This window comes from Streptomyces flavovariabilis (assembly GCF_000725785.1).
Taxonomy (GTDB): Bacteria; Actinomycetota; Actinomycetes; order Streptomycetales; family Streptomycetaceae; genus Streptomyces; species Streptomyces hawaiiensis.
In genome coordinates this window covers 1-26,615 of the sequence record NZ_JNXD01000001.1, presented here as the reverse complement: position 1 = coordinate 26,615, position 26,615 = coordinate 1, and the positions used below count along the sequence as shown (strand labels likewise).

The window sequence follows — 26,615 nt, the reverse complement described above, 5'->3', positions numbered from 1 at the left end:
CGCGAACCGATGCCGAGGGGGGCATCATGCAACCGGAAGGTCGCGTTGCCGTGTCTATAGGGTGTGGATGACGTGGTGACCGCGATCCACCACTGGTACGTCTGTGAAGGTCGAGGGGGACCTGCAGCAGACGGTAGGAAGCTACGAAACACACGGTTGTCCGTGTGTGGGGGGAAGACTCATGACGTCGAGGCCCACGGGTGCCCGGCAGGACCACGACCCGTCCCAGACGACCCAGCTCAGGGTGCCGGGGCACCGGATGAGCACCACGGGGACGTTCCGGCGGATCAAGAAGGGCCTGCCGCGATACGACTACGAGCACTACAGCCGGCTCGCGGGTCCCCTCACCCAGCCGGATCCGAACAAGCCGTACAAGGTGCAGTACCGCTCGCTCATCTCGCAGGAACCGCACCGCATCCGCGTCGCCCTGATGCTGGCCGCGGCCCCGGTGCTGTCCCTGGTGCTGCTGTTCTGGCTGCTCCAGCCCGAGCACTGGACCGAGCGCGACTACCCGGCCTTCGACTGGCTGCCCGCGCTCGACATGGTGATGCTCGTCTCCATCGGGCTGATCGAGTTCTTCCGCTGCATGAACGTGCTGTCGAACGCGCACGCCACGCTGGTGGCACGTGACCCCATCCCGGTGGTGCCGGAGACCGGCACGAGAGTGGCCTTCCTCACCTCCTTCGTGCCCGGCAAGGAGCCGCTGGAGATGGTGACGAAGACCCTGGAGGCGGCCGTCAGGATCCGCCACCGGGGCCTGATGCACGTGTGGCTGCTCGACGAGGGCGACGACCCCGAGGTGAAGGCGGTCTGCGAGCGCCTCGGTGTGCACCACTTCTCCCGCAAGGGCGTCGCGAAGTGGAACCAGGCCAAGGGCCCGCACCGCGCCAAGACCAAGCACGGCAACTACAACGCCTGGCTCGAGGCGCACGGCGACAACTACGACTTCTTCGCCTCGGTCGACACCGACCACGTGCCGCTGCCCAACTACCTGGAGCGGATGCTCGGCTTCTTCCGCGACCCGGACGTCGGCTTCGTCATCGGCCCGCAGGTCTACGGCAACTACGACAACCCCATCACCAAGGCCGCCGAGTCGCAGCAGTTCCTGTTCCACGCGCTGATCCAGCGCGCGGGCAACCGCTACGGCTCCCCCATGTTCGTCGGCACGTCCAACGCCGTGCGCATCAAGGCGCTGAAGCAGATCGGCGGTCTGTACGACTCGATCACCGAGGACATGGCGACCGGCTTCGAGATGCACCGCCACAAGAACCCGGCCACGGGCCGCAAGTGGCGCTCGGTGTACACGCCGGACGTGCTCGCCGTCGGTGAGGGCCCCAGCGCCTGGACGGACTTCTTCACCCAGCAGATGCGCTGGTCGCGAGGGACGTACGAGACGATCATCGGGCAGTACTGGAAGGGCTGGTACTCGCTGCCGCCGAGCAAGCTCTTCAACTACACGATGATGATCATCTTCTACCCGATGTCGGCCCTGAACTGGATCCTGGCGGCGCTGAGCTGCTGCCTGTTCCTGGGCCTGGGCGCCTCGGGTGTGAACATCGACCCGGCGGTCTGGCTGATGCTCTACGGCAACGCCTCCGCCCTGCAGATCGGCCTGTACGTCTGGAACCGCCGGCACAACGTCTCGCCGCACGAGCCGGAGGGCTCCGGCGGTGTGGCCGGCATGGTGATGTCCGCGCTGTCGGCGCCGCTGTACGCGAAGGCGCTGATCGACTCCGTGCTGCGGCGCAAGAGCAAGTTCGTGGTCACGCCCAAGGGCGACTCGGCGAGCCCGGACCGCTGGTTCGGCACGTTCCGCTACCACTGGTACTTCGTCGCGATCTTCGGTGGGTCGATCGCCGCCGGCTTCGTCTTCGGGCACTCCCACCCCGCGATGATCATCTGGGCGACGTTCGCGCTGCTGATCACCGCCTCGCCGGTGTTCGCCTGGCGCTGGCAGCTGCGGCAGGAGGCGAAGAAGCCCGCCGCCCATGCCGCGGACCGGCCGCAGGACCCTGCGGGACCGCCCCGGACGCAGCCGCTGCCCATCCCGCAGCAGCCGTCGGGGCACACCCCGCAGCAGAAGCCCACATGGGCCGCCACCCCGGGCGCACACGGGGAGGTCGGGGGAACCGACCAGACCATGCAGATCGCCCTTGGTGGACTTGGGGGACGTAAGGAATGAACGACCGTGCAGGCCGCCGCCGGGCCCGTCGACTCGCGATCGGCACGGCGGTGGTACTCGCGCTGGCCGGGATGAACGGGCCGTGGCTCTACCGCTTCAGCACCGAGAAATACCACCAGTACACAATCAACAAGCCGGAGTACAAGGCCGCGAACGGCAAGTGGGAGATCATCGATTTCCCCGAGGAGTACCGGCAGAACACCATCCACGCGGCGCTGCTGCGCACCGGCAAGGTGCTGCTCGTCGCGGGGTCGGGCAACGACCAGGACAACTTCGACGCGAAGAAGTTCGACACCCGGATCTGGGACCCGGTCAAGGGCACCATCAAGAAGGTCCCCACGCCGGCCGACCTGTTCTGCACCGGCCACACCCAGCTCGCCAACGGCAATCTGCTGATCGCGGGCGGCACCAAGCGCTACGAGAAGCTCAAGGGTGACGTCACCAAGGCCGGCGGCCTGATGATCGTCCACAACGAGAACCCGGACAAGCCGATCACTCTGCCCGCCGGGACGAAGTTCACGGGCAAGGAGAACGGCAAGACCTTCGTCTCCAAGGACCCGGTGCTCGTGCCGCGCGCGAAGAAGGTCTTCGACAAGGCGACCGGCAAGTTCCTGCGCAACGACCCCGGCCTCGGCCGGATCTACGTCGAGGCGCAGAAGCGGGGCAAGAAGCACGAGACGGGCACGCAGGACAACTACCGCGTGCACGGCCTGAAGGGCGCCGACGCCAAGAACACCTACGGCATCGCGCAGAAGCTCGCCCTCGACAAGAAGGACTTCCAGGGCATCCGGGACGCCTTCGAGTTCGATCCCGTGGCCGAGAAGTACATCAAGGTCGACCCGATGAAGGAGGCCCGCTGGTACCCCACGCTCACCACCCTGAGCGACGGGAAGATCCTCAGCGTCTCCGGACTCGACGACATCGGCCAGCTGGTCCCGGGCAAGAACGAGGTCTTCGACCCGAAGACCAAGAAGTGGACCTACACCGACACGGTCCGGCAGTTCCCCACCTACCCGGCGCTGTTCCTCATGCAGAACGGCAAGATCTTCTACTCGGGCTCCAACGCGGGCTACGGGCCGGACGACGTGGGCCGTGAGCCGGGTGTGTGGGACGTGGACACCAACAAGTTCTCGAAGATACCCGGCCTGAGCGACCCCACACTGATGGAGACGTCCGGCACGGTGCTGCTGCCGCCGGCGCAGGACGAGAAGTACATGGTGGTCGGCGGCGGTGGCGTCGGCGAGTCCGAGGAGTCCAGCGAGAAGACGCGGATCGTCGACCTGAAGAAGACGAACCCGCGCTTCGTGGACGGCCCGTCCATGGACAAGGGCACGCGCTACCCGAACGCCTCGGTGCTGCCCGACGACAGCGTGCTGATCTCCGGCGGCTCGGAGGACTACCGCGGCCGCGGCGACTCCAACATATTCGAGGCGCGGCTCTACGACACGGAGAAGAACGAGCTCAAGCGCGTCGCCGACCCGCTCGTGGGTCGCAACTACCACTCCGGGTCGATCCTGCTGCCCGACGGCCGCGTGATGTTCTTCGGCTCCGACTCGCTGTACGCCGACAAGGCCAACACCAAGCCGGGCGAGTTCGAGCAGCGCATCGAGATCTACACGCCGCCCTACCTGTACGGCGACGGGGACCGGCCCTCGCTGGCGGGTGGCCCGCAGACCATCGAGCGCGGCGGCACGGGGACGTTCACCTCGTCGGACGCGGCGAAGGTCAAGAAGGTCCGGCTGATCCGGCCGAGCGCCGCCACGCATGTCACGGACGTCGACCAGCGGTCGATCGCCCTGGACTTCAAGGCGTCCGGTGACAAGCTGACCGTGACCATGCCGGAGAACCGGAACCTGGTCCAGGCGGGCTGGTACATGCTGTTCGTGACGGACGCCGACGGGACCCCGAGCAAGGCGCAGTGGGTCAAGGTGCCCTGAGAAGCAACCGAGAAGGGGCGCTCTCCCGCCGGGAGGGCGCCCCTTTTCGTCTTCGTCCGGGCCGGTCCGTCAGCCGGTGGCCCTCGCCAGCTTCAGCGCGTAGTCCGCCCACCACTGGCCGGCCTTGGGTCCGCCCTTGCACTCGCCGTCGGACTCGCCCGGCCGCTTCACCCACAGGTACGCGTCGACCAGCGGGTCCGCCGTCTTCGTCGTCGGGGTCTCGCCCAGGGAGCGGCCCGGCGGGTTGCACCAGCGCTCGTCGGGGTTGCCGTCGGTGTAGGGGCCCTTGCCGTTGCGGCTGGTGTCGATGACGAAGTGCTTGCCTGCGACCTTGGCGGAGAGCTTCTTGCCGTAGGCGATGGAGTCTTCGGTGGAGTAGAAGTTGGAGACGTTGACCGAGAAGCCGTCGGCCTCGGCGATGCCCGCGCGGTTCAGCGGCTCGAAGATCTGGTCGGGGTTCTGCCAGCCGGCGTTGCCCGCGTCGAGGTAGACCTTCGTGTTCTTCAGGGCCTTCAGCTTGGTGACGGCGCCCTTGAGGAGGTCGTAGCGCTCCTCGTGGAACTGCTCGGGCGTGCAGCCGTCGACGAGGTGGAGCAGCGCGTCCGGTTCCAGGATGACCGTGGCGGGCCGGTCGCCGATGCCCGCGGCCACGCCGTCGACCCAGTCACGGTAGGCGTTGCCGTCGGCGGCACCGCCCTGCGAGTACTGGCCGCAGTCGCGGTGCGGAATGTTGTAGAGGACCAGCAGGGCCGTGCGGCCGGCCTTGTCGGCGGCCTCGGTGAAGCCCCGGGTCTGCTCCTGCGGGTCGTCCGGGCCGACCCATTCGGCGACCGGCTGCTCGGCGATCTTGCGGATCTGCTCGGCGTCCTGCTTCTTGCCCGACTTCTCCAGGTCGGCGACCTGCTGGGCCGCCGTCCCGTCCGGATTGACCCAGAACGGGGCCTTTTCCTTGGGCTGTTGGGTGATCCCGGCGCCCGCGCCGTCGCGCTCGTCCGGTCCGTCTCCTCCGTCGGAGGAGGAACACCCCGTGATCAGCAGTGCCGCCCCCAGCACCACTGCGGACATCCGCCTCCCGGCGAACGTCCCGGCCCCCCTGCTGCCGTACATCCAACTCCCCCTTGGGTGCACCGTTCCAAGTCTCAATCCTGACATACGTCCCGCGGCACCCACGAGGCCGAACCCCACCTGCGCGGATGACGCAGAGCCACCGTATCGGGGCTTGGCGTATCCGGCTTCTGGGCCCGGACCGCCCTTCGGTCCTGGAGCCGTCTCAGCCGGGCCCGGCCTTCGGCCGGAGATTCACCCACCGGGGCCTTCACAGGCCGGTTCCCGTCAGGTACGCCGAGACGACCACGTTCGCCGTGTAGCTGCGGGTCGTAGGGTCGAAACTGCCTCCGCAGGTGACCAGCCGCAGTTCGGCCCGCCCCGACTCGCGGGGCCCGTAGGCCTGGTGGGCGTCGAAGCGGTCGCGGGTGAGGACCTGCACGGACTCGACGGTGAACTCGGCGACCTTGCCGTCGGCCCGGATCACCCGGATCGCCTCACCCGGCCGCATGGCACTGACCTTGTAGAAGACGGCGGGCCGGGTGTCGGTGTCGACGTGTCCGACCATCAGCGCCGTGCCGGGCGCCCCGGGCGCGACCCCGCCGGCGTACCAGCCGACCACGCCCGGCTGGTCGTACGGCGGCGGATCGAGCGCCCCGCGGGCGTCGAGGCCGCGTGCCACCACGGGGGCCTGGACACCGAGGCCGGGGATGTCGACGCGCTGCGGCAACGCGTCCCCCAGCGGGCGGTGCCCGGGCGGCAGCTTGATGTCCGGGGGCCGTCCGGCCGCCGCCATGTCACCCGTGGTGGGGGCGGATATGCCGTGTCGCATCTCGGTGACCTCGCGGCCCCACAGCCACAGTCCGAGCAGCAGCACGACCCAGGCCATACCGGTCAGCAGGCGGCCGGTGCCCGAGAGGCGTCGATGAATCCGATCGTGATCCCGCATGGTCAGTCCGTTCCGCGGCCCCGGCGGACACCGCGCAGCGCGACGACCACCGCGGCCGCACCCGCGAGCACCAGCCCGGTCACCCCTTGCGCCGTACCGGGACCGGTGCCGCGCTCCTCGGCTGCGACGAGACCGGCGGCGCCGCCACCGCCCGCCCGGACGGGGGCGACGGGCGAGGCCGGGGCACCGGGCCGGTGGGACAGGGGCGCCTCCTCGTCGGCGCCGGGTGCGGACGGCTGTCCGCCCTTTCCGGGTGCGGGCGGCTGGCCACCCGCCCCGGGCACGGAAGCCGGCGCTGCCCCGGAGCGCCGCGCCTCGCCGTCCTGGACGGTGAGCGTGCCGGTCCGTCGCGTGGCACCGCAGGTGACCTGCACAGCGTACGAACCGCTCTCCAGCGTGGAGCGGACGCGGCTCTCGCCGGTGAGCTCGCCTGCGCCGGTGACCGTCAGCCGTGCGTCCGCGACGAACGCCGCCGACGCGGCCACGGCCGTTCGCTGCGCGCAGCCGGTGACGCGGAGTGTGACGTCACTGCCGGGGGCGGGGGTCGCCGGCGTCGCCGAGACGCTCCCCGCGTCCGCCGCGTACGCCGCCGGGGCGAGGGCGACGGCCACCAGGACGCTCGTGCAGACAGTGACTCTCAGGGAACCCATCGTGAACCTCCAGACGCCTGGAGCCTCCCCCGCGCGACGGGCCGCCGCATCCGCAGGGACGCGGCGGCTGCTCCGTACGGGTGACGACGGGTTTGAGTCCCCTCGTGTGCCGCCGCCCGGGCTCAGACCCGGTCGACGAGATCCGCGATCGAGTCCACGACCTGCGACGGCCGGTACGGGAAGTCCTCGACCTGCTCGGGCCGCGTCAGGCCGGTGAGCACCAGGAACGTCTGCATCCCGGCCTCCATGCCCGCCAGCACGTCCGTGTCCATGCGGTCGCCGATCATCGCGCTGCTCTCGGAGTGCGCCCCGATGGCGTTCAGCCCGGTCCGCATCATCAGCGGGTTCGGCTTGCCCGCGAAGTACGGCTTCTTCCCGGTCGCCTGGGTGATCAGTGCGGCCACGGCACCGGTCGCGGGCAGCGGGCCCTCGGTGGACGGACCCGTCTCGTCGGGGTTCGTGCAGATGAAACGGGCGCCGCCCAGGATGAGCCGCACCGCCTTCGTCATGGCCTCGAAGGAGTACGTGCGGGTCTCGCCGAGGACGACGTAGTCCGGCTCGTGGTCGGTCAGGATGTAGCCGATGTCGTGCAGCGCGGTGGTCAGCCCGGCCTCGCCGATGGCGTATGCCGAGCCGCCCGGCCGCTGGTCGTCCAGGAACTGGGCGGTGGCCAGGGCCGAGGTCCAGATGCTCTCGACCGGCACCTCCAGGCCCATGCGGCGCAGCCGGGCGTGCAGGTCGCGCGGGGTGTACATCGAGTTGTTGGTGAGGACCAGGAAGGGCTTCCCGGACTCGCGGAGCTTCTTGAGGAAGGCGTCAGCGCCGGGGATCGGTACGCCCTCGTGGATGAGCACACCGTCCATGTCGGTGAGCCACGACTCGATGGGCTTGCGGTCTGCCATGTGCGGGATCTCCTGCCGTACGCGGTCCAGCGTGCGACCCAGCCTAGACAGTGCCGGGATCTTGCGGAATGGTCCGTGTGCGGCGTCCCGACTGGCGGGACGGCCTGCTCAGCGGCGGCGCCGTGCGACGAGCAGCGCCCCGCCCCCGGCGAGCAGCAGGACCGCGGCGGCCGCGGCGACCTGTGCGCCGGTCCCCGTCCGGGCCAGTTGCTCCGCGAAGGGGAACCGGTCCTCGCGGGGCGGGACGGAGGCGTCGGAGTCGGGGCGGGTCTCCGTACCCGTGTCGTCGCCGGTCCCCGCCTCACCGTCGTCGATCCCGAACCGGTAGTCGTTCGACTGCCCGACCCAGTCGCCGTCGTCGTCGTGCCGCTGCACCACCGCGGCGTTGGCCGTGACGTGGTTGGGCACGGCGTCCGAGGTGAGCATGAGCCGCATCTTCACGGTGACGGTCCTGCCGGGCCCGACGGTGAACCCGGCGAACCGGTCCTCCTCGTCGGTGAACGCCCCGACCAGTTCGTCCTCGCCGGTCTTCTCGAACCGTACGGGGTGGGCCCGCGTCCCCTCGAAGAACTCCAGGCGCGGCTGGGACGGTTCCAGGGCCCGCTTGTCGTCGACGAGCACGACGACCGGATGGATCCCGGTGCAGGTCCGGTCGGTCGTGTTGGTCAGGTCGACGTACCAGGTCCCGAACCCGCCCCCGGCCGTGTAGGAGTCCGGCCCGCCGTGGATGCGGGTGGTGAGCGGGAAGGTGTGGTCGTCGGGAGCGGCACAGGCGGGCGCCGGGGCGTCCGCGTGCGCCGGATGAGCACCGGGGAGCAGGACGGCGGCCGCCGCTGCCGCCGCCAGGCAGAGGTGAGCAGGGGTGCAGAGTCGCATGATGATGTGACATTCCGTGCGGCAAGGCTCCCGAGACGCCCCCGACGCGAACCGCCCCCGAACGGCGGCGCGGATCCGCCCGGTCGGCGGACAGGCCCTAGCGGCGCCCCAGGGCTTTCGCGCGCGAGTGGGCCCAGGCCGCCGCGGGGACGCCGACCGCGGTGAGAACCGCGTAGGTCAGCAGCAGCGGGACGAAACCGCCGGGCAGCCCGCCCAGCAGACCCCGCTCGCCGTCGACGAGCAGCCGGACGAGCCCCTGGACGCACACCGCCAGCAGCAGCAGAGCGAGAACCTGCAGGACGTCGTACTTCATGGTCTTCCTTTCCACGGAGAGTGACGTTACGAACGTATCAATCGGTGGAGGGGATTCGACCCTATAAGGGTCGCCATTTCCGGTTTACGTCACACTTTCTCAACGCGTTATCGTGAAGCTATGCGTGACGAAAAGATGCGGGCGTGCACGGTGTGCGGCAGGCCCCTGGCCCGTCCGAGCCGCGGCCGTCCGCCCGTCTACTGCTCCCGGAGCTGTCAGGCCCGGGCCTACCGGCGGCGCAGGCAGCCGCTGCCCGAGCCGGGCACGCCGCCCGCGCCCCGGCCGACGGACGCCGGAGTGCGGCAGCGGCGCCGGATCGCCGAGGCGGTGTGGCGGATCGCCGCCGGGCAGGGCCTGGACGCGGCCAGCATGCGCAGGATCGCGGCGGAGGCGGGGGTGTCACTGCGGGTCGTGCAGTATCACTTCGACTCCAAGCACGCCCTCCTGGTCGACGCGCTGCGCCTGCTGCACGAGGAGAACGAGCGGCTGGCCCGGGCGCGCATCCCGCACGACATGACCGACCCGCGCGAGTTGCTGCGGGCGCTGCTGAACGAATTCCTGCCGCTGGACGGGCAACGCGCCTTCGCACTGCGAGTGTTCACGGCGTACTACGCGCGCAGCCTGACCGATCCCGAGCTCGCGGCGGTCTTCCTGGCGGCCGAGCAGCCGCTGGAACGGCTCCTCGCGGACATCATCGCGGCCGGAGAGGCCGCGGGGCGCACGGCCCCGGGCATCGACCCGACTCATGAGGCCGACCTCCTGGTGTCGGGAGCGGTCGGGCTGGGCCTGGACGTCGTACACGAACGCCGTTCCCTCGCGGGCGTACGAACGGTGCTGGACTACCACCTGGCCAGGATCTTCCCCACGGAGACCACCAGGACCGCGGAGACCCCCAGGACCGCGGAGACCACCGGGGCCACCGACCCCGCTTCCCAGCCGCCGCCCGAGCCCACCGGCTGATCCCCTCCAGGGCCCGGCACCTCGGCCCCGCCGCCCCGCACCGGCCGGTGCACGAGCTGAACCGTCCCGGCCCTCACCTCAACCGTCACCGCCACCCCAGCCACCCCCGCGCCCGAGCACCGGCCCAGGCGGCACCCGACTCGTTCCGCCGCCGACTCCTCAGCGGCCCCCACGCCCGAACACCGGCCCCAGCACCAGCTGAGCCGCCCCCACCGCCACGGCCCCGTCTCCGCCGGCCGCGACGCGTACCGGTACGGCGGCCTGGCCCGTTCGCCGGGCCCGGGCCTCCAGTACCGCGCCGACCCCGGCCGTGAAGGCCTCTGGTGCCGCCGCCACCGTGCGGCCGCCCAGCAGGACGACGTCGATGTCGAGGAGCCCCACGAGGTTCGCCGCCCCGGCCCCCAGCACCCGCGCGGCCTCGTCCAGATCACCGCGGGCCACCGCTGCGAGGCACAGGGCCTCGACACAGCCCCGGTTCCCGCACGTGCAGGGCGGGCCGTCGAGCTGGATCACCTGATGGCCGAACTCCCCGGCCCCGGTCCTGGCCCCCCGGTGCACGCCGCCGCCGATGACCAGCCCGGCTCCCAGCCCCGTGCCGAGGTGCAGGTACGCGAAGGAGCCCCCCTGGCCCCCGGCGGCGAGGCCCAGCGCCGCCGCGTTGGTGTCCTTGTCGACCACGACCGGCACGCCGAGCCGCTCCGCCAGCGCCTCCCGCAGCGGGAAGCCGTCCCACTCGGGGAATCCGGTCACCCGGTGCAGCACCCCACGGGCATGATCGAGCGGCCCGGGCAAGGCGACACCCACCCCGAGCAGGGCCGGGTCCGGCCCGGCCGACCCCAGTCGAACTTCGCCGAGCCCGGCCGGCCCCTGCCCGGAGGCCCCGTCGGCCGGCCCCTCCCAGGAACCCCTGCCGAACCCGGCCGGCCCCTGCCGAGAAGCCTCGCCGAACCCGGCCGATCCGTGCGGGGAAACCCCGTCAGCCCCGGCCGACCCCTGCCGGGAAGCTTCGCCGAGCCCGGTCGGCAGCACCCCCGTCACCGCCTCCCGCACCGCCCCCAGCACGGCCTCCGCCCCCGCCCCCAGATCCAGCGCGGCCCGCCGCTCCCCCACCACGGTCCCCCGCAGATCCACGAGCACGACCCGCACCTCGTCCCGGTCCAGATGGACCCCGACCGCGTGCCCGGCCTCCGGCACCAGCCGCAGCACCGTGCGCGGCTTGCCCCCGGTCGACGCGCGGCGCCCCGCCTCCGCAGCGAGGCCGTCCTCCCGCAGCCGGCCGGTGATCTTGCTGACGGCCTGCGGGGTGAGCCCGGTGCGCTCGGCGAGTTCGAGCCGGCTGATGCCCTCGCCCCCGGCCGTGCGCAGCAGGTCGAGCACGAGCGCGGCGTTGTGGCTGCGCAGGGCGAGCAGATTGACTCCGCCGCCTCCTGCCCCGGCCGCCCCCGCCCCTGCCGCCCCGCGCATGCCGCCCACTCCGCCCGTACGGTCGTCCGCCCTGTTCACCCACCCATTGTCCCCGGCGCTTGCACTTAGGCAACAGCGTTGCGAAAGTGGAGGGCATGACTGGCACACCCCTCGGCACAGCCCCCGGCTCGCCCCTCCGCGTCGGCCTCGTCGGCTACGGCCTCGCCGGCTCCGTCTTCCACGCCCCGCTGATCGCCGCCACGGAGGGCCTCGCCCTCGACACGGTGGTCACCTCGAACCCGGAACGGCAGCAGCAGGCCCGCGCCGAGTTCCCGGACGTCCGCCTCGCCGCCACACCGGACGAGCTGTTCGACCGGGCGGCCGAGCTGGACCTGATCGTCGCGGCGTCCCCGAACAAGACGCACGTGCCGCTCGCGACGACCGCGCTGAAGGCCGGCCTTCCGGTCGTCGTCGACAAGCCCGTCGCGGGCACGGCGGCTGAGGCCCGCGAGCTCGCCGCCCTCGCCGAGGAGCGCGAGCTGCTCCTCTCCGTCTTCCAGAACCGCCGCTGGGACAACGACTTCCTCACCTTGCGCAAGCTGCTGAACGAGGGCGAGTTGGGCGACGTGTGGCGGTTCGAGTCGCGCTTCGAGCGCTGGCGTCCGAAGCCGAAGGGCGGCTGGCGGGAGTCCGGCGACCCCGCAGAGATCGGAGGTCTGCTCTACGACCTCGGCAGCCATGTCGTCGACCAGGCCCTGGTCCTGTTCGGCCCGGCAGCCTCCGTGTACGCGGAGACGGACATCCGCCGCCCGGGCGCCGAGACCGACGACGACACGTTCATCGCGATCACGCACACCGGCGGCGTCCGCTCCCACCTCTACGTCTCCGCGACGACCGCCCAGCTCGGCCCCCGCTTCCGCGTCCTGGGCTCCGCCGCCGGTTACGTCAAGTACGGCCTCGACCCCCAGGAGGCGGCGCTCCGGGACGGCCTGCGTCCCGGCCCCGGCTGGGGTGTGGAGCCCGAGTCGCTGTGGGGCCGGGTGGGCTCCGGCGAGTCCCCGGTGACCGGCGGCGGCCGCGCCGAACCCACCCTCCCGGGCGACTACCCCGCTTACTATGCGGCCGTGGCGAAGGCCCTGCTGGAGGGCGCCCCGAACCCGGTGACCGCACGGGAGGCCGCCGCCGCCCTGGACGTACTGGAGGCCGCCCGTCGTTCGGCCCGCGAGAAGGTGACGGTGACGCTGTGACCCACAAGAGCAACCCCTCCCACAGCCAGGGGCTCACCCCGAAGTTCCACCCGGAGCTCACCCCGAGCCTGGAGGAGCTGGAGAAGCAGGAACGCCTGCTGGTGTTCCGCCAGTTCACGTACGACGACGCCTGGGCGCTCGGCTCGCTCCTCGTCGAGCTGGCCCGGGAGCGGCAGGCCCCGGTCGCCATCGACATCCACCGCGCCGGCCAGCAGCTCTTCCACGCGGCGCTGCCCGGGTCCACGCCGGACAACGACGCCTGGATCGCCCGCAAGCGCCGGGTGGTCGAGCGCTACGGCTCCGCCTCCTACCTGGTCGGCGCCCGTTTCCGCGCCAAGGGCAGCACGTTCGAGGAGTCCTCGCGTCTCGACCCCGACACCTACGCGGCCCACGGCGGATCCTTTCCGATCACCGTCGAGGGCGTGGGCGTGATCGGCGCGGTGACGGTCTCCGGACTGCCGCAACTCCAGGACCACCGGCTCGTGGTCGAGGCACTGGAGCGGTTCCTGGACCGTTAGGTCCACGCCCGGAATGACCGGGGACCCTCTCCGGTTGGCACCTGCGTACGCGTGATCAAGCACGGCGCCCCAACCGGAGGGACCCCCACCGATGACCACCCCCCTGAAGGAGACCGTAGGCCGGTACGGCATCTGGAGCGTAGGCCTGCGCTCGGAGGACCCGGACCGGCGCGGCGAACTCGCCGAGGCCGCCGCCGAACTGGAGGAACTCGGCTACGGCGCCGTCTGGCTGGGCGGCAACAGCTCCGCGGCCAACGCCGCCCCGCTGATCGAGGCGACCTCGAGGCTCACGGTCGGCACCAGCATCCAGAGCATCTGGCAGCACGAGCCGGACGCCGCCGGCACGGCCTTCGCGGAGCTGGAGTCGGCCCACCCCGGGCGTTTCCTGCTGGGCCTCGGGGTGAGCCACGCCAAGCGGGTGGAGCAGTACGCCCGCCCCTACTCGGCCCTGGTCGGCCACCTCGACGGCCTGGACAGCGCCGGAGTGCCGGCGGAGCGCCGCCTGCTTGCCGCCCTGGGCCCGAAGTCGCTCCGGCTGGCCCGCGACCGGGCGGCGGGCTCGATCCCGTACCTCGTCACTCCGGAGCACACGGCGCACGCCCGCGAGATCCTGGGCGAGGCCCCGCTGCTGGCCCCGGAGCTGGGTGTCGTCCCGGAGACGGACCCGGTCCGCGCCCGCGCCCTGGCCCGCGAGTTCCTGGAGATCTACCTCCCCCTGCCGAACTACACCAACAACTTCCTCCGGCACGGCTTCACCGAGGACGACCTGAGGGACGGCGGCAGCGACCGCCTGGTCGACGCCCTGTTCGCCTGGGGTGACGACACGGCGATCCGCACCAAGATCGACACCTTCTTCGAGGCGGGCGCGGACCACATCGCCCTCCAGGTCCTGACCGGCGAGCCGCGCGACACCCTCCCCAGGAAGGCATGGCGCGACCTGGCCTCCGCACTGGCGTGACGGGAGCCCGCCCCAAGGGGCGCGGGGAACTGCGCGACCAGCCACGGACTGCCCGCAGCCGGAAACACACCGCAGTTCCCCACCCCTCCCAAACGCACGGCGCGACCTAACCTCCGCACCGGCGTAACGGGAGCGCCCCCTCAGGGGCGCGGGGAACTGCGCGACCAGCCACCGACTGCCCGCAGCCGGAAACACACCGCAGTTCCCCACCCCTCCCAGCGGAGCGTCTACGCGTCCTTGAACTCCTGCCGCTGCCGCCCGAGCCCCTCGATCTCCAGCTCCACGACATCCCCGGCCCGCAGGAACGGCTTGGGCTCAGGCGCCCCCAGCGCCACCCCCGCCGGCGTGCCGGTGTTGATCACATCGCCCGGGTACAGCGTCATGAACTGACTCAGATACCGCACGACCTCCCCCACCGAGAAGATCTGCTCGGCCGTCGTCCCGTCCTGTTTCAGCTGGCCGTTGACCCAGAGCTTCAGCGAGAGCTGCTGCGGATCGCGCACCTCGTCCGCCGTCACCAGCCACGGCCCCAGCGGATTGAACGTCTCGCAGTTCTTTCCCTTGTCCCAGGTCCCGCCCCGCTCGATCTGGAACTCCCGCTCGGACACGTCGTGCGCCACGGCGTACCCGGCGACATGTGCGAGACCCTCCTCCACGGACCCGAGATACCGGGCCGTACGCCCGATGACGACGGCCAGCTCGACCTCCCAGTCGGTCTTGAGGGACCGCCGCGGCACGAGGACCGTGTCGTTCGGCCCGACCACCGTGTCCGGCGCCTTCATGAAGACGACCGGCTCGGCGGGCGGCTCGGCACCGGTCTCGCGCGCGTGGTCGTGGTAGTTCAGCCCGATGCAGACGATCTTGCCGATCCGGGCGAGCGGCGGCCCGATCCGCAGTCCGGTGGCGTCCAGTACGGGCAGTTCACCGGCGTCGGCGGCGGCCCGGACCCGGCCGAGCGCCTCCTCGTCGGCGAGCAGCGCGCCGTCGATGTCCGCGACGACGCCCGACAGGTCCCGCAGGGTCCCGTCGGCGCCGAGCAGCGCGGGCCGCTCCGTCCCCGCCGTACCGACTCGCAGCAGCTTCATGATCAGTCTCCCTCGATCGCGGGCGCCCGGCCGATGCGCGCGACCCGGTGCGGCGGGGGCAGCCATCGGAGGACTGGTCGATCCTCCAAGCTGGGAGTGCACTCCGCAATACCCCGTTCACGTACTGGACCCCGGCGGCCCGGTCACCGGTACAGCACGGCCCGCTCGACGACACTCCACGTCGTACTGGTCACGACGTACAGCGCCGCGGCCAGCGGCACGACGGCCACGGTGACGAGCGTGAAGAACGACATGAACGGCATCACCTTCGTCACCGCCCCCAGCCCGGGCGGCTGCTCCCCGCCGACGGCCTGGGCGGCCGGGTTCGCGGCCATCATGCGCTTGCTGTGCCGGTAGCCGAACGCGGCGACGCAGGCCACGACCACGAACAGCCCGGCGTACACGAGCCCCGCGCCGCCGAGGACACCGCCCTGGAGCGCGTCCGTCCACCGCTCCCCGAGCGGCGCCGCGAACAACTGGTGGCCGAGCAGCCCGTTGGCCTCGCCGCCGATCGTGTCGCTGGAGAACAGGTGGTACAGCAGGAAGAACGCGGGGATCTGGAGCATCCCGGGCAGGCAGCCGGCCAGCGGCGACACCTTCTCCTCGGCGTGCAGCTCCAGCACGGCCTTCTGGAGCTTCTCGGGGTTCTTGCCGTGCTTCCTCCGCAGCTCGGCGATCTTCGGCTGGAGCGCGGTCCGGGCCTTCTGGCCGCGCGCGGCGGCCCGGGACAGCGGGTGGACGAGGAGTCGTACGAGCGCGGTGAACAGGACGATCGCCGCGGCGGCCGCCGAGGCGCCGAACAGCGGCTGGAGCAGGTCGGCAAGGTGCTCGACCAGGCTGGCGAAGACGGACATGGGTGAGCCCTCCGGGGGTCTCGTCGTGCCGGAACAGGTCAGGGCGGCATGACGACCCGCGCGGGGTCACTTCAGGTGTGGAGGTGCCCTACGCGACGGTCGCCGGGAGGGCGTGACCGGGTGCTCGGGGACGCGTACGCCCCCGGGCGTCGGGATCGCGCTGCGGCAGGAAGGCCGTACGCCGGTCCCGGTCGCGGATGGCCGTACGCACCCGCGTACGCGGCACGGTGGGCGCGCAGCGCGAGGCGACGACGGCGCAGAGCGCGAGGGCGGCCGAGGCCGCGGCGGTCGCGGCGAGGGCGACGGTGGCGGAGAGGCTGCCGGTGTCGAGCAGCGCCACCTCGACGAGCAGGAAGAGCAGCACGAGGGCGGGACGCAGCGTGGCCCAGCTCCGGTTCATCGGCTGCCCCTCCTCTCGTACGTGTGTATGCCCTGTTGTTCGTTATACAGGATCACCCTCACCAACGGGCCCGCGACTTCGTACACGGGTTTGAGGAAGGTTCGTCAGAACTCTCGACAACCCACCCGCCGCACCCGATGCTTCTCGTCACCGACAACGGGACACCCCTGCGGCGCCGGGCCGGGGACCGGCGCGCGCCCTCATCTCCCTTACGGAGGAGCCGTGATCCGACGCAGAAGTCTGCTGGCCGCAGCAGGCGGTACGTTCCTCGGCAGCGCCCTGGCGACGGGCACCGCGCACGCGGACGCCACGATCGCCGTCAACCCGTCGACGACGTACGGCACCTGGGAGGGCTGGGGCACCTCCCTCGCCTGGTGGGCCAACGTCTTCGGCGCCCGGGACGACTTCGCCGACCTGTTCTTCACCACCAAGTCCGTGACCTACAACGGCCGTTCCCTGCCCGGCCTGGGCCTCAACATCGCCCGCTACAACCTCGGCGCGTGCAGCTGGAACAGCGTCGGCGGCGAGACGATGGTCAAGTCGCCCAACATCCCCGCCTTCAAGCAGATCGAGGGCTTCTGGCAGGACTGGAACAACGAGGACCCCGCCTCCTCGGCCTGGAAGTGGACGGCGGACGCCAACCAGCGCGCGATGCTGGTGAAGGCGACGCAGCGGGGCGCGATCACCGAGCTGTTCGCCAACTCCCCGATGTGGTGGATGTGCGCCAACCACAACCCCTCGGGCGCGTCGGGCGGCGGCAACAACCTCCAGACCTGGAACTACCGCCAGCACGCGAGCCACTTGGCGGCGACGGCCCTGTACGCGAAGAACAACTGGGGCGTGAACTTCGCGACGGTCGACCCCTTCAACGAGCCGGCCTCCACCTGGTGGACCGCGACCGGCACCCAGGAGGGCTGCCACATGGACCCGGCCGTCCAGGCGGCCGTCCTCCCCTACATGCGCAGCGAGCTGGACAAGCGCGGACTCACGAACCTCCGCATAGCGGCCTCGGATGAGACGAACTACGACACGGCCCGCTCCACCTGGTCGTCCTTCAACTCGACGGCCAAGGGTCTGGTATCCCAGGTCAACGTGCACGGCTACCAGGGCTCGGGCGGCCGCCGCGACCTCCTCTACACGGACGTCGTGACCACCTCCCGCAAAAAACTGTGGAACTCCGAGACGGGCGACAGCGACGGCACCGGCCTGACCATGGCCTCCAACCTCTGCCTCGACTTCCGCTGGCTGCACCCCACCGCCTGGTGCTACTGGCAGGTCATGGACCCCTCGTCGGGCTGGGCGATGATCGCCTACGACGCGAACACCCTCCAGCCGACCACCGTGCAGACCAAGCACTACGTGATGGCCCAGTTCAGCCGCCACATCCGCCCCGGCATGACGATCCTGGACACGGGCGTCGGCTACGCGGTGGCGGCGTACGACGCGACGGCCCGCCGCCTGGTGATCGTGGCGGTCAACACCGCGGCATCGGCCCAGACCCTCACCTTCGACCTCTCCCGCTTCTCGACGGTCACGGGCGGCTCCGGAGGCGTGGTCCCCCGCTGGAACACGGTCACGACGGGCGGCGGCGACCTCTACACGCCCCGCTCCGACATCCGCCTGAACGGCAAATCGGTAAGCGTTCCATTCGCCGCAAAGTCGGTCCAAACCCTCCAAATAGACGGCGTGACGCTGTAGATCGACGACGGCCGGCGGTTCGGGGCGAACCACCGGCCCCGGGACGACGAGCGCGAGGAGTCCTTGGCGCCCTTGATATCGGGTCTGGCCTGCACATCTCTCACGCTCGTCACCTCCCGGCAGTACGGTGTCCCCCATGCGCCCCGACACGCCTGCCGAAAACGTCGACCACACCGCCGAGGCGGCACGCCTGGAGCGGACCGCCGGCCTGTATCCCGAGGACGCCGAGGCCCTTCTGCTGCGGGCAGCGGCCCACCTGGAGCTCTCCGGCGACCGCCCCACCGCGAGCACGCTCTACGACCGCCTGCTGTCCTCCCCCGACGGCCTGGAGAACCCCCACCTGGTACGGGCGCTCAAGGCCTCCAACCTCTGGGAGTACGGCCACGAGGCCGAGGCCCGCGCGATCATCGAGGGCGTCCGGGTGGCGTCCCCCAAGGACCCGGCCCCCTGGGTGATCGTCGCGGAGTCCCTGGAATCCCACGACGAACTGGAAGCGGCCCACGAGACGTTCACGGAGGCCGTGCACCGCCTCCTGACGGACGTCCCGGAGCCCCCCTACGCCACCCACCCCCTCCTCTTCGGCCGCCACCGCGTACGGCGCATGCTGGGCAAGTCGCACGACGAGTGGGACGCCCTGGCGGACACCGTCCACTCCCTCCCGATCACCCTGGACGAACTCCACGACCCCAAGCGCGTCTGGTCCCTGGGCTCGGAGAACCCCGCGGAACTGGAGGCCGAGATCCTCCGCCTCCGAGCGGAACTGGGCGCCTACCGGGCGGCCCTCTCCCGCCCGTTCCCAGTGGCGGTCCTGCACTGGCCGGCGGGCGAACTCACGGAACTCCTGGAGGCGTATCCGTCGCTGTCGACGGAGTACCCGACCCACGAGGAACACCTCGCGACCATAGAGACGGCCCTCCGCGAACTGTCTGCCTCCGGCACCCCCAACCTGGGCATCGTCACAGGCACGGTCCCGTCCTACGAGGCCTTCGCAGCCTCGGAACTCTCGTCTCCCAACGACGCGACACTCCTCCCCCAGTACGCGACGACGTTGGCGGCGAGGGGGCGGGCGGTGGCGTGGCCGCCGCAGCAGGGGGCGGCTTGCTGGTGTGGATCCGGCCGCTCGTATGGGGAGTGCCACGGCACCGTCACCGCCTGAAGCCCCGGCAGAGCCTCACCACCCGAGCTGTGAGTCGCCCAGGACCTCGCTGCCGACGTGCGCGGCGAGCTTCTGGGCCCGCGCCAGGTCACCGAACTTGGCCACGTGCACGAAGACGGTGTGGTGCTCGGCTCGCGGCCCCCACTGGGCGCGGTCGCCATGGAACACGACCTGAACCCCGTCGTACGTCACCGACCCGTAGTGACCCGCCTCCGGCTCATCCGGCCACACGCCGTGCCAGTCGATGCCGGCCACGCCCTGACCAAGAGCCGCCACGAAGCGTTCTTCCACACTCCCCCTGGGAGCTTCCACCATGACGTCCAGCGGCAGGTGCGGCTCCAGCGCGGCGTCATCCACCGAGGCGACATCGAGGTCGAACCAGAGGTCCTCACCCGCCGGACCGATCCGTGCCTCCGCATAAGAGAACTTCACCTCAGGCAGGACCACAGCCATCTGCCGCACATCCGCGACCGTGTGCAGCTCGGCGAAGAGCTCGACCTCGTCATCACACTTCTCCAACAGCTCACACAGCCGCTTGGCCTGCGCGTACGCCAGGGCCGCGTCGGTGGTCCGCAGAACGGGATAGGCCGTGGAATTCCCCATGGCCCAAACAATCACACCCTCTGACAGCCCCGCCACCATATTTCCCGGTCCACCACGGCCAGCCCTCCCCCTTCCCCCCTCACCACCGACCGGGCCTGACGCCGAGGTGCTGCCGCACCCCCGTCCCCGCGGAGTACATGAACAACCAACCCAGGCCGCCGCGACCGCCCGTTGACCCCCGCATTCGCCGGGCCGCCCGCTCGCTTCTCTCCCGTGCTGGAGCGGCCCGGGTCAAGGGTGGCCCGCAGGGCCATCGGCGCCAGCCGACGCGGAACGCAGCGCAGCGGAGTGAAGCAGAGTGAAGCAGAGTGAAGCGCCCTTTAGGCGGAACGCGGAAGCGCGACACTGGCCAGGAAGAGGGCGCCTCCAACCAGCACTTACACGGTCGGCCTCCCTTCAAAACGAAGCCAGCTCCCGAGCGATCCGTTTGGCGGGCCGATGTGCACAAAGCGGGATATTCGAGGAACATCCTTGGCCAAAGCCACTGAGAAATAAGGGACTTATCGCGCCGGTTCAGCATTCAACTCCCTCTATGTCCAACCTTTGCAGTACGGTCACACTCTCCATCTGTTGGATGTATGGGCCTACTACTTGGTGGAGCAGGCCCGGACCTGTGCATTCGAGGAAGCATGCCCTACGAGCCCGGTGCCGACTGGCAGTACGACGTCCCCACGACTGGCAGTACGCACTTGCCGCCAGACGCGGGTTACGGCAAAGCTCTGACCAATCAGGGCTACGGTTTCGAGGTCGCCGTCGCTGACCTCATCGACAACTCCATCGACGCCGGGGCCGACAAGATCGTCGTGCACTTCCTGCGGGACGCCGAGCGGATCCTCACGCTGTTGATCATCGACAACGGCAGAGGCATGGACGACGCCGGGCTGGACGCGGCGATGACCGTGGGACGCCGACGTGACTATGGCGAGAATGCCCTCGGCATGTACGGCACAGGCCTCAAGGCCGCTTCCCTCTCCCATGCTTCTTCGCTCACCGCGGTCAGCCGCACCAGGCGAAGCCGAGCTGCCGGTCGGCGCCTGACCACAGAGGGCATCGAGGACGGGTTCCGCTGCGACACCGTCGACCCCCGGTACGCCCAGGCTCTAGTCGACCGCTATGACGGAATCATCGAGTGGCAGGGAACCGTCGTGCGCTGGGATGGCGTGCGGGCTTTTGAGACGGTCGCACGCGGCCAGAGCGACCAGTTCCTGTCGAAAGCGATTTCCCGCCTCGAGTCTCACCTGGGCCTCTATCTGCACCGGTATCTGGAACGCGGCCTGCAGCTGGACATAGCGGTATGGGACGTGAGCAGTGGGGAGGGCGGCCTCGGCGAGGAAGTGGACCACATCGCCGTGGAAGCCCTGGATCCGTTCGGCTACAAGGTGCCGGGAAAGCCGGGTTACCCCCGGCAGTTCGTGGCCCCCGTGGAAGGTTTGGGAGAGCTGCACCTGACCGCGCACATCTGGCCTGCTAAGTCCAAGCAGGCGGGCTTCCGTCAGATCGGTTCACTCACCGAGAGACAAGGCTTCTACTTCTACCGGAACGACCGCTTGGTGCAGGCAGGAGGCTGGAACGGCTGGCGAAACCCTGAAGGGCACCACGTTCTCGCCCGGGTGGCCGTCGACCTACCGACTCGTGAGAACAACGTGCTAAGCCTCGATGTGAAGAAGGAGGGCGTCACCGTCACGCCGGCCTTCACCGACGGTCTTGATAAGGCGGTGGGCCACAAGGGGCATACATTGCGGAGCTACCTGCTGGACGCTGAAACAGCCTACAGAGACGGCTCGAGGCGGAACGAGATCGTCCGCAAGCCTGTCACTCTCCCAGGCAAGGGGCTGGACCCCAAGGTCAAGCGAGTCATCAAGGAAGAGCTACCTGAAAAGCCAGGCGAGGAGCCGATCAGCTTCACGTGGGGCGTGCTCCCGCCCACCCAGTTCTTCGACCTCGACCGCGAGCGCAACGCGGTCATCATCAACAAGGCCTACCGGGAAGACTTCAACGACGGGAGGCGTGGCGGTGCGAACGATGCCCCAGTCACCAAGACCTTGCTCTACCTGCTCCTTGAGGACTGCTTCGGACTGGGGCGCTGGGAGCGGAGTCGCCAAGACCGCCTGGACTACTGGAACACCATTCTCCTAGCCTCGGTGGACGCCCAACGCACGCGGCGTACACAGCAGCTGTCTTGAACCCCAACGGTCGCAATCATTCTTGTTCAACCTCTGAGCGGACTGAGGATTCCTGCACATGAGCGACACCCCAGCCAGCGTGCTGCTCGAGATTCACACCCATGCACTGGCCGGCATGCTGAACGTGCCCCGTCACTTTGCACGTTGGGCCGCTGTCGCAGCAGACGAGGACTACCCGGACGCCGACCTGAGCGAGGAACTGTTTTATAGGTACCTCGTCAATGGCGACGAGGCACTTAGAGCACTGTGGAGCCGTCACCTCACAGCCTGGGACTTCGGCGAAGATGCTCAGTGGACGTCAGGAATCCCCGCCCGCAGCGATGCACGGCGGGTAGCCGCGTACGAGCGGCTGCGCTTTGGGAGCGATCTGCGCAAGGCGCTGGATGACGCTGTGCCTGTGGCGAGCATTTCGGGGCCCACGGTGATCACGCGTGATTTCACCCCCTGGTACACCCCGAAGCGAGCTGCTGCTCGCGCCTTCTACTGGACGTCGTATGAGCGGAAGCTCCGCGCCAAAGGCTGGCCCGATACTGCGATCGCTAGCCTTGATGAGGCAAGCCGGGCAGTCGTCGAGCGCCTCAGTGATCCAGAGCAGTCGGCCGCTCGGCAGGCAAAGGGCCTGGTCGTCGGGTACGTGCAGTCAGGCAAGACTGCCAACTTCACCGGAGTAACTGCCAAGGCAATCGACGCCGGCTACCGCTTGGTTATCGTGCTGGGCGGCACGCTCAACCTGCTGCGCGCTCAGACGCAACGCCGCCTCGACATGGAGCTGATCGGGCAGGAGAACATCCTGCGAGGCGCTGATGTCTCGGACCTGGACTCCCTCGTTGGTGTGGACTATGTAGGTGACGACGAGGACTGGGACGACTTCGTCAAGCACGGTGCGCGCCCGTCCGCGCTCGGAGCGTTTGACATCGAACGCCTGACAACTCGCGACAAGGACTACAAGAGCCTGGCGCAAGGCATCCGGGCCCTTCAGTTCGAGAAGCACGAACCGACCCGCCCGCTACACGACCCCGCGAACCTCCACCATGCAGCGGCCCGGGTTCTGGTGGTGAAGAAGAACAAGTCTGTTCTGACCAAGCTCGTCAAGGACCTCAAGCAGATTCACGGGCTGCTCGGCGAGCTACCCGCTCTGATCATCGATGACGAGTCCGACCAGGCATCCGTGAACACCTTGGATCCCAAGAAGTGGGAACAAAACAGCACCGAGCGGACGGCCATCAACGGGCTGCTCTCCCAACTGCTGAGGCTGCTGCCGCGCGCTCAGTACGTCGGTTACACAGCGACCCCCTTCGCTAACGTCTTCATTGACCCCGGAGACCACGAGGACATCTTCCCCAGCGACTTCCTCATCTCACTGCCTCGCCCCTCTGGGTACATGGGCGCCCAAGACTTCCACGACTTGGACTTGGCAATACCTCAGGGCGAACGCTCCTACACCAACTCCCAGGAGCGGGCACACATCCGGGACGTCCAGGAGTCCACGGGTGACCGCCTTCAAGAAGCCATGGACGCTTTCGTCCTGTCTGGGGCGCTTAAGCTGTACCGGGCAGACCACGGTGTGGATGCTGGCCCCTTTCGGCACCATACGATGCTCGCGCATCAGTCGGTACGGAAGGACGATCACGCGGATCTTGCACTGCTGATCAATTCCATGTGGCATCAAGCGGCATACAGCTCGTCCGTCGGCCACCAACGCCTCGCTGGGCTCTGGACTTCTGACTTCTCGCCGGTCAGTGAAGCTAGGGCGTCGGACCTCCCCGCTCCCGCCTCTTATGACGAGCTCCGCCCCTACGTCAATGCCGCACGTCAGCGCATCGGCTCAGGCGGACAGCCCGTCATTGTCGTCAATGGTGACTCCGACCGCTACTTCGACCAGCTGGACCTCGACTTCGATCGGACACCACACGTCTGGAAGATCTTGGTAGGCGGAACGAAGCTGTCCCGTGGCTTCACCGTGGAAGGCCTGACCGTCACCTATTACCGACGCACGACCCAACAGGCAGACACTCTCATGCAGATGGGTCGCTGGTTTGGGTTCCGGCCCGGGTACCGAGACTTGGTTCGGCTCTATATCGGACGGGAGGAGCCTTTCGGACGCAACAGATACGCCGACCTGTACGAGGCCTACGAAGCGATCTGCCGCGACGAGGAGACGTTCCGGGAGCAGTTGACCCAGTACGCAGTGGTCGTCGATGGGCAGCCTCAGATAACCCCCATGCAAGTGCCTCCCTTGGTAGCACAGCACCTGCCGTGGATCAGGCCGTCGGCTCGGAACAAGATGTTCAACGCGGAGCTGGTGGAGATTCGGTCGCCTGGCCGCCCCATTGAGCCGGCGTCGTACCCACTCAGCAGCACGGCACTGAAGAGGAACACCGAGCGCTGGCGCCCCTTGCTGGACTCACTCAGTGCAACACCCGCTTCCTTCAGCAATCCGCCAGATCACTCCAGCTCACTCACTCGAACCTTCGAAGCGCTGACCGGCACCGTCTCTCACAGTGACCTCGTCAGCGTCCTGGCTCAGCTCGAATGGGAACGCGCAGGACATTTCGACCCTCATCTGACCTATCTCAGCCAGCTCGATGGCACGCTGGCCAAGGTGGACGACTGGCTGCTCCTTTCTCCTCGTCTTGCCAACGCCACACGCGCAGAGGCACGCGTGCTCGGTTCGTTGCCGTTGTCCCTCGTCCGCCGAAGCCGACAGGACGGCAAGGTTTCCTTCGGCCGCATCGCCAGCGTCGAACACCGAACGGCGGCTCAGCGTCTGATCGATGGAGCGCCAACGTTGACTGACGCACACCTGGGTGAAAACGTCAAGATCGGGCCTGCGACAGGGGTAGCGCTCCTGTACCCCGTCGTAGAGGGGCGAAGCCACTCCGACGTTCAGGCTGTCGTGCGGAACGGCTCGGCGGATCCCTCAAAGATCGTGATGGCCTTCACTCTGATTCCCCCGGCGTCAGCGGTTAGCGCCGATCGGCGCCTAGTACGTTTCCGAGCCAGAGATTCACGCCACAGGAACGAAGCTACTATCCCGATCAATTCACACTAAGGGGCCTCGATTTGCTGCCTTTCGACATCAGCGCTGCACAGAACATCGCTCTGTCCGAGGAGCTTAAGAACGACGCAGAGCTGCAGGCAGTTCGCAGGGAACTGATGTCCATCGATGCCACGGGGGAGCGGTTTTCCACCGTACTGCGGAACACAATCGATCAGCTGCTGAATGGTGAGATTACAGGGCGTTACGACTGGGCGAAGTTAAACAAGACTGAGCGCACCCATGCGGGAACTCTTGTCGAAATAAATCTCCAGCGCGAGTTCGATTTTGCAGACGGTCACGCAATGGACTACCGGATAGCCGGCATTGAGGTGGATTGCAAGTATTCTCAGAATTTCGGTGGCTGGATGATCCCGCCAGAGGCCAGGGGACACCTCTGTCTACTCGTTTGGGCTAACGACTACGAGAGCCGCTGGAGTGCCGGCCTCTTCCGCGTCAGGGAGGAATGGCTCAACAGAGGCAGCAACCGTGATGCGAAGCTGACCGTCAAGGCGATACACCGAGACAAGATCGACTGGCTGTGGCACGACTCAGCACTACCTGAAAACGTGCTTCTCCATATGGACCCCTGTGACCGCGACGCGGTCTTTGCTCTGAATTCAGGGCAGCAGCGCCTCAATGAGCTTTTCCGACGCGTACAGAGACGGCGCATCGGCCGTAACGTGGTTCGTACGGTCGCCCAGCAGAAGGACTACATGAAGCGGGTCAGAGGCAATGGAGGATCTCGTTCAGCTCTTAGAGCAGAAGGGATACTCATCATGGGCGACTACGACAGCCATCGCGCCGTGGCCGAACAACTCGGAGTCCTGCCACCGCGCGAGGGAGAGTTCGTCAGCGTGCGCGTTGCAGCAAAACGTTCACATCACGAGGACGCATCCTACGTAATCCTAGATGGGCAGCCCTGGGTGATCGCCACTCCGGACGACCCACCAGAAATGGCTCCGTCGCTCCCCTCTCACACGAGGTGAGGCGCACACATGATTGCATCTTTCGCCACCCAGCTCCTCGGGTGGAAAAAGCTGAAGGCATCAGGGAAACCAGTACCAAACAGCGCCGACAGCAACAGCAAGGCTTCCAAGGCGCTGGCAGCGAAAATTCTTGATCACCTGGGAGTGACGCCAGAGGTGATTCTGGAGGGGACACCGACGAGTCTTGGCCCCGCGCTGGAGCGACTCACGCAAAAGGATTTGGAAAAATCCCTACTTAAAAGCGATATTACCTTCCTATGGCACGTGTGCCATAGGAAGGTAATTGCAGACTTATCGCAGTACGCCCACTTAGGGAACCTCAAGAAGGTTGTTGGCAAGAATCCCGTCCTGAGTGCCGATCTCGGGCTCGACTACCTGATCAGGCCTGACGTTACTGTCGGTGTCACGCAGGATTCCCCTCCGGATTCTCGCCCATTTCTACACGCGGCCATCTCTTGCAAGTGGACGATCCGGTCCGACCGGGTGCAGAACATCCGCCACGAGTTCCTGCAGATGATCAGGCACAGGCGTGGTCGGCTTCCGCATCTTATCGCTGTGACTGCGGAGCCCATGCCTAGAGGTTGTCCCGTATGGGGCGTGGGTTATCGGGCGAGGGCCAGGTTGTGTAGCCGGGCGATGCCGAGCATGGCCTGGTGAACGCCGTTGCCCT

23 protein-coding genes are annotated in these 26,615 nt (G+C 68.7%); 12 read left to right on the top strand and 11 right to left on the bottom strand.

From position 1 onward, the window contains the following. Positions 1–181 precede the first annotated feature (181 nt). Together IO24_RS0100105 and glxA are read left to right on the top strand one after the other, a co-directional pair. Entirely contained in the window at positions 182–2,182 is a 2,001-nt protein-coding gene (locus IO24_RS0100105; RefSeq protein WP_031130389.1) for a glycosyltransferase family 2 protein, read from the top strand. Next, positions 2,179–4,119 carry a radical copper oxidase GlxA gene (glxA, locus tag IO24_RS0100100; RefSeq protein ID WP_031130387.1) on the top strand — a complete coding sequence of 647 codons (1,941 nt, stop codon included), beginning with the start codon at positions 2,179–2,181 and terminating at the stop codon, positions 4,117–4,119. Before IO24_RS0100105 ends, glxA begins: the two co-directional genes overlap by 4 nt. Positions 4,120–4,188: 69 nt before the next feature. Here glxA and IO24_RS0100095 read toward each other — a convergent pair whose 3' ends face one another. The 6 genes from IO24_RS0100095 to IO24_RS0100070 form a co-directional block, all read right to left on the bottom strand. Beyond that, positions 4,189–5,226: a glycoside hydrolase family 6 protein gene (locus tag IO24_RS0100095; RefSeq protein WP_031130384.1), complete on the bottom strand. Its 1,038-nt coding sequence runs from the start codon at positions 5,224–5,226 to the stop codon at positions 4,189–4,191. A gap of 208 nt (positions 5,227–5,434) precedes the next feature. Continuing rightward, a complete protein-coding gene (locus tag IO24_RS0100090) occupies positions 5,435–6,112 on the bottom strand; it encodes a class F sortase (protein WP_031130383.1) in 678 nt (225 codons plus the stop codon). Positions 6,113–6,114: 2 nt separating this feature from the next. Further along, the gene (locus IO24_RS0100085) at positions 6,115–6,762 is read right to left on the bottom strand and encodes a hypothetical protein (protein ID WP_031130381.1); all 648 of its coding nucleotides are present in this window, start codon (positions 6,760–6,762) and stop codon (positions 6,115–6,117) included. Positions 6,763–6,884: 122 nt separating this feature from the next. Beyond that, positions 6,885–7,664, bottom strand: coding sequence for an HAD-IIA family hydrolase (locus tag IO24_RS0100080; protein WP_031130379.1), 780 nt, complete (start codon positions 7,662–7,664; stop codon positions 6,885–6,887). Positions 7,665–7,772: 108 nt separating this feature from the next. Continuing rightward, complete coding sequence (locus tag IO24_RS0100075) at positions 7,773–8,540, bottom strand: LPXTG cell wall anchor domain-containing protein (protein ID WP_031130377.1); 768 nt, start codon at positions 8,538–8,540, stop codon at positions 7,773–7,775. 97 nt (positions 8,541–8,637) lie between these two features. Further along, entirely contained in the window at positions 8,638–8,853 is a 216-nt protein-coding gene (locus tag IO24_RS0100070; protein ID WP_031130376.1) for a hypothetical protein, read from the bottom strand. A 120-nt stretch (positions 8,854–8,973) separates the two neighbouring features. On the opposite strand from IO24_RS0100070, the gene IO24_RS40275 reads away from it, so the two are divergent. Then, complete coding sequence (locus IO24_RS40275; RefSeq protein ID WP_234335143.1) at positions 8,974–9,813, top strand: TetR/AcrR family transcriptional regulator; 840 nt, start codon at positions 8,974–8,976, stop codon at positions 9,811–9,813. A gap of 159 nt (positions 9,814–9,972) precedes the next feature. On the opposite strand, the gene IO24_RS0100060 is transcribed toward IO24_RS40275, so the two are convergent. Further along, the gene (locus tag IO24_RS0100060; RefSeq protein ID WP_031130372.1) at positions 9,973–11,277 is read right to left on the bottom strand and encodes an ROK family transcriptional regulator; all 1,305 of its coding nucleotides are present in this window, start codon (positions 11,275–11,277) and stop codon (positions 9,973–9,975) included. Positions 11,278–11,372: 95 nt separating this feature from the next. On the opposite strand from IO24_RS0100060, the gene IO24_RS0100055 reads away from it, so the two are divergent. The 3 genes from IO24_RS0100055 to IO24_RS0100045 all read left to right on the top strand — a co-directional run bounded on the left by IO24_RS0100055 (position 11,373) and on the right by IO24_RS0100045 (position 13,940). Then, positions 11,373–12,464: a Gfo/Idh/MocA family oxidoreductase gene (locus IO24_RS0100055; RefSeq protein WP_031130370.1), complete on the top strand. Its 1,092-nt coding sequence runs from the start codon at positions 11,373–11,375 to the stop codon at positions 12,462–12,464. After that, positions 12,461–12,982: a heme-degrading domain-containing protein gene (locus IO24_RS0100050; RefSeq protein ID WP_031130368.1), complete on the top strand. Its 522-nt coding sequence runs from the start codon at positions 12,461–12,463 to the stop codon at positions 12,980–12,982. Before IO24_RS0100055 ends, IO24_RS0100050 begins: the two co-directional genes overlap by 4 nt. A gap of 91 nt (positions 12,983–13,073) precedes the next feature. Then, positions 13,074–13,940 (top strand): LLM class F420-dependent oxidoreductase, encoded by an 867-nt coding sequence (locus IO24_RS0100045; protein ID WP_031130366.1) that lies wholly within the window; start codon positions 13,074–13,076, stop codon positions 13,938–13,940. Between the two features lie 227 nt (positions 13,941–14,167). Here IO24_RS0100045 and IO24_RS0100040 read toward each other — a convergent pair whose 3' ends face one another. The 3 genes from IO24_RS0100040 to IO24_RS0100030 all read right to left on the bottom strand — a co-directional run bounded on the left by IO24_RS0100040 (position 14,168) and on the right by IO24_RS0100030 (position 16,279). Next, positions 14,168–15,025: a fumarylacetoacetate hydrolase family protein gene (locus IO24_RS0100040; RefSeq protein WP_031130364.1), complete on the bottom strand. Its 858-nt coding sequence runs from the start codon at positions 15,023–15,025 to the stop codon at positions 14,168–14,170. Between the two features lie 143 nt (positions 15,026–15,168). Beyond that, positions 15,169–15,879: a YidC/Oxa1 family membrane protein insertase gene (locus IO24_RS0100035; protein WP_031130362.1), complete on the bottom strand. Its 711-nt coding sequence runs from the start codon at positions 15,877–15,879 to the stop codon at positions 15,169–15,171. 88 nt (positions 15,880–15,967) lie between these two features. Beyond that, complete coding sequence (locus IO24_RS0100030; RefSeq protein WP_031130360.1) at positions 15,968–16,279, bottom strand: DUF6412 domain-containing protein; 312 nt, start codon at positions 16,277–16,279, stop codon at positions 15,968–15,970. A gap of 222 nt (positions 16,280–16,501) precedes the next feature. On the opposite strand from IO24_RS0100030, the gene IO24_RS0100025 reads away from it, so the two are divergent. Both IO24_RS0100025 and IO24_RS0100020 read left to right on the top strand, forming a co-directional pair. Continuing rightward, a complete protein-coding gene (locus tag IO24_RS0100025) occupies positions 16,502–17,977 on the top strand; it encodes a glycoside hydrolase (protein ID WP_031130358.1) in 1,476 nt (491 codons plus the stop codon). A 136-nt stretch (positions 17,978–18,113) separates the two neighbouring features. Further along, on the top strand, positions 18,114–19,133 hold the full coding sequence (locus IO24_RS0100020; RefSeq protein ID WP_031130356.1) for an SEC-C domain-containing protein: 1,020 nt from the start codon (positions 18,114–18,116) through the stop codon (positions 19,131–19,133). 15 nt (positions 19,134–19,148) lie between these two features. On the opposite strand, the gene IO24_RS0100015 is transcribed toward IO24_RS0100020, so the two are convergent. Further along, complete coding sequence (locus tag IO24_RS0100015) at positions 19,149–19,736, bottom strand: hypothetical protein (RefSeq protein WP_031130354.1); 588 nt, start codon at positions 19,734–19,736, stop codon at positions 19,149–19,151. 629 nt (positions 19,737–20,365) lie between these two features. On the opposite strand from IO24_RS0100015, the gene IO24_RS0100010 reads away from it, so the two are divergent. The 4 genes from IO24_RS0100010 to IO24_RS42530 are packed head-to-tail and all read left to right on the top strand — an operon-like array spanning position 20,366 to position 26,602. After that, positions 20,366–21,919 carry an ATP-binding protein gene (locus IO24_RS0100010; protein ID WP_031130352.1) on the top strand — a complete coding sequence of 518 codons (1,554 nt, stop codon included), beginning with the start codon at positions 20,366–20,368 and terminating at the stop codon, positions 21,917–21,919. Between the two features lie 58 nt (positions 21,920–21,977). Beyond that, positions 21,978–24,971 (top strand): Z1 domain-containing protein, encoded by a 2,994-nt coding sequence (locus IO24_RS0100005; RefSeq protein WP_031130350.1) that lies wholly within the window; start codon positions 21,978–21,980, stop codon positions 24,969–24,971. Positions 24,972–24,982: 11 nt separating this feature from the next. Continuing rightward, positions 24,983–25,945: a NaeI family type II restriction endonuclease gene (locus IO24_RS42535; RefSeq protein ID WP_078898832.1), complete on the top strand. Its 963-nt coding sequence runs from the start codon at positions 24,983–24,985 to the stop codon at positions 25,943–25,945. A 9-nt stretch (positions 25,946–25,954) separates the two neighbouring features. Further along, entirely contained in the window at positions 25,955–26,602 is a 648-nt protein-coding gene (locus tag IO24_RS42530; RefSeq protein WP_078898833.1) for an NgoMIV family type II restriction endonuclease, read from the top strand. Positions 26,603–26,615: the final 13 nt, after the last annotated feature.

Bases quoted from the DNA above. Each gene is read 5' to 3' on its own strand.
- IO24_RS0100060 (WP_031130372.1), bottom strand. From the start codon at position 11,277: ATGCGCGGGGCGGCAGGGGCGGGGGCGGCCGGGGCAGGAGGCGGCGGA.
- IO24_RS0100055 (WP_031130370.1), top strand. From the start codon at position 11,373: ATGACTGGCACACCCCTCGGCACAGCCCCCGGCTCGCCCCTCCGCGTC.
- IO24_RS0100010 (WP_031130352.1), top strand. From the start codon at position 20,366: ATGCCCTACGAGCCCGGTGCCGACTGGCAGTACGACGTCCCCACGACT.
- IO24_RS0100035 (WP_031130362.1), bottom strand. From the start codon at position 15,879: ATGTCCGTCTTCGCCAGCCTGGTCGAGCACCTTGCCGACCTGCTCCAG.
- IO24_RS0100080 (WP_031130379.1), bottom strand. From the start codon at position 7,664: ATGGCAGACCGCAAGCCCATCGAGTCGTGGCTCACCGACATGGACGGT.
- IO24_RS0100095 (WP_031130384.1), bottom strand. From the start codon at position 5,226: ATGTACGGCAGCAGGGGGGCCGGGACGTTCGCCGGGAGGCGGATGTCC.
- IO24_RS0100015 (WP_031130354.1), bottom strand. From the start codon at position 19,736: ATGGGGAATTCCACGGCCTATCCCGTTCTGCGGACCACCGACGCGGCC.
- IO24_RS0100070 (WP_031130376.1), bottom strand. From the start codon at position 8,853: ATGAAGTACGACGTCCTGCAGGTTCTCGCTCTGCTGCTGCTGGCGGTG.
- IO24_RS0100085 (WP_031130381.1), bottom strand. From the start codon at position 6,762: ATGGGTTCCCTGAGAGTCACTGTCTGCACGAGCGTCCTGGTGGCCGTC.
- IO24_RS0100105 (WP_031130389.1), top strand. From the start codon at position 182: ATGACGTCGAGGCCCACGGGTGCCCGGCAGGACCACGACCCGTCCCAG.
- IO24_RS0100090 (WP_031130383.1), bottom strand. From the start codon at position 6,112: ATGCGGGATCACGATCGGATTCATCGACGCCTCTCGGGCACCGGCCGC.
- IO24_RS0100075 (WP_031130377.1), bottom strand. From the start codon at position 8,540: ATGCGACTCTGCACCCCTGCTCACCTCTGCCTGGCGGCGGCAGCGGCG.
- IO24_RS0100045 (WP_031130366.1), top strand. From the start codon at position 13,074: ATGACCACCCCCCTGAAGGAGACCGTAGGCCGGTACGGCATCTGGAGC.
- glxA (WP_031130387.1), top strand. From the start codon at position 2,179: ATGAACGACCGTGCAGGCCGCCGCCGGGCCCGTCGACTCGCGATCGGC.
- IO24_RS0100040 (WP_031130364.1), bottom strand. From the start codon at position 15,025: ATGAAGCTGCTGCGAGTCGGTACGGCGGGGACGGAGCGGCCCGCGCTG.
- IO24_RS0100005 (WP_031130350.1), top strand. From the start codon at position 21,978: ATGAGCGACACCCCAGCCAGCGTGCTGCTCGAGATTCACACCCATGCA.
- IO24_RS42530 (WP_078898833.1), top strand. From the start codon at position 25,955: ATGATTGCATCTTTCGCCACCCAGCTCCTCGGGTGGAAAAAGCTGAAG.
- IO24_RS0100020 (WP_031130356.1), top strand. From the start codon at position 18,114: ATGCGCCCCGACACGCCTGCCGAAAACGTCGACCACACCGCCGAGGCG.
- IO24_RS40275 (WP_234335143.1), top strand. From the start codon at position 8,974: ATGCGTGACGAAAAGATGCGGGCGTGCACGGTGTGCGGCAGGCCCCTG.
- IO24_RS0100030 (WP_031130360.1), bottom strand. From the start codon at position 16,279: ATGAACCGGAGCTGGGCCACGCTGCGTCCCGCCCTCGTGCTGCTCTTC.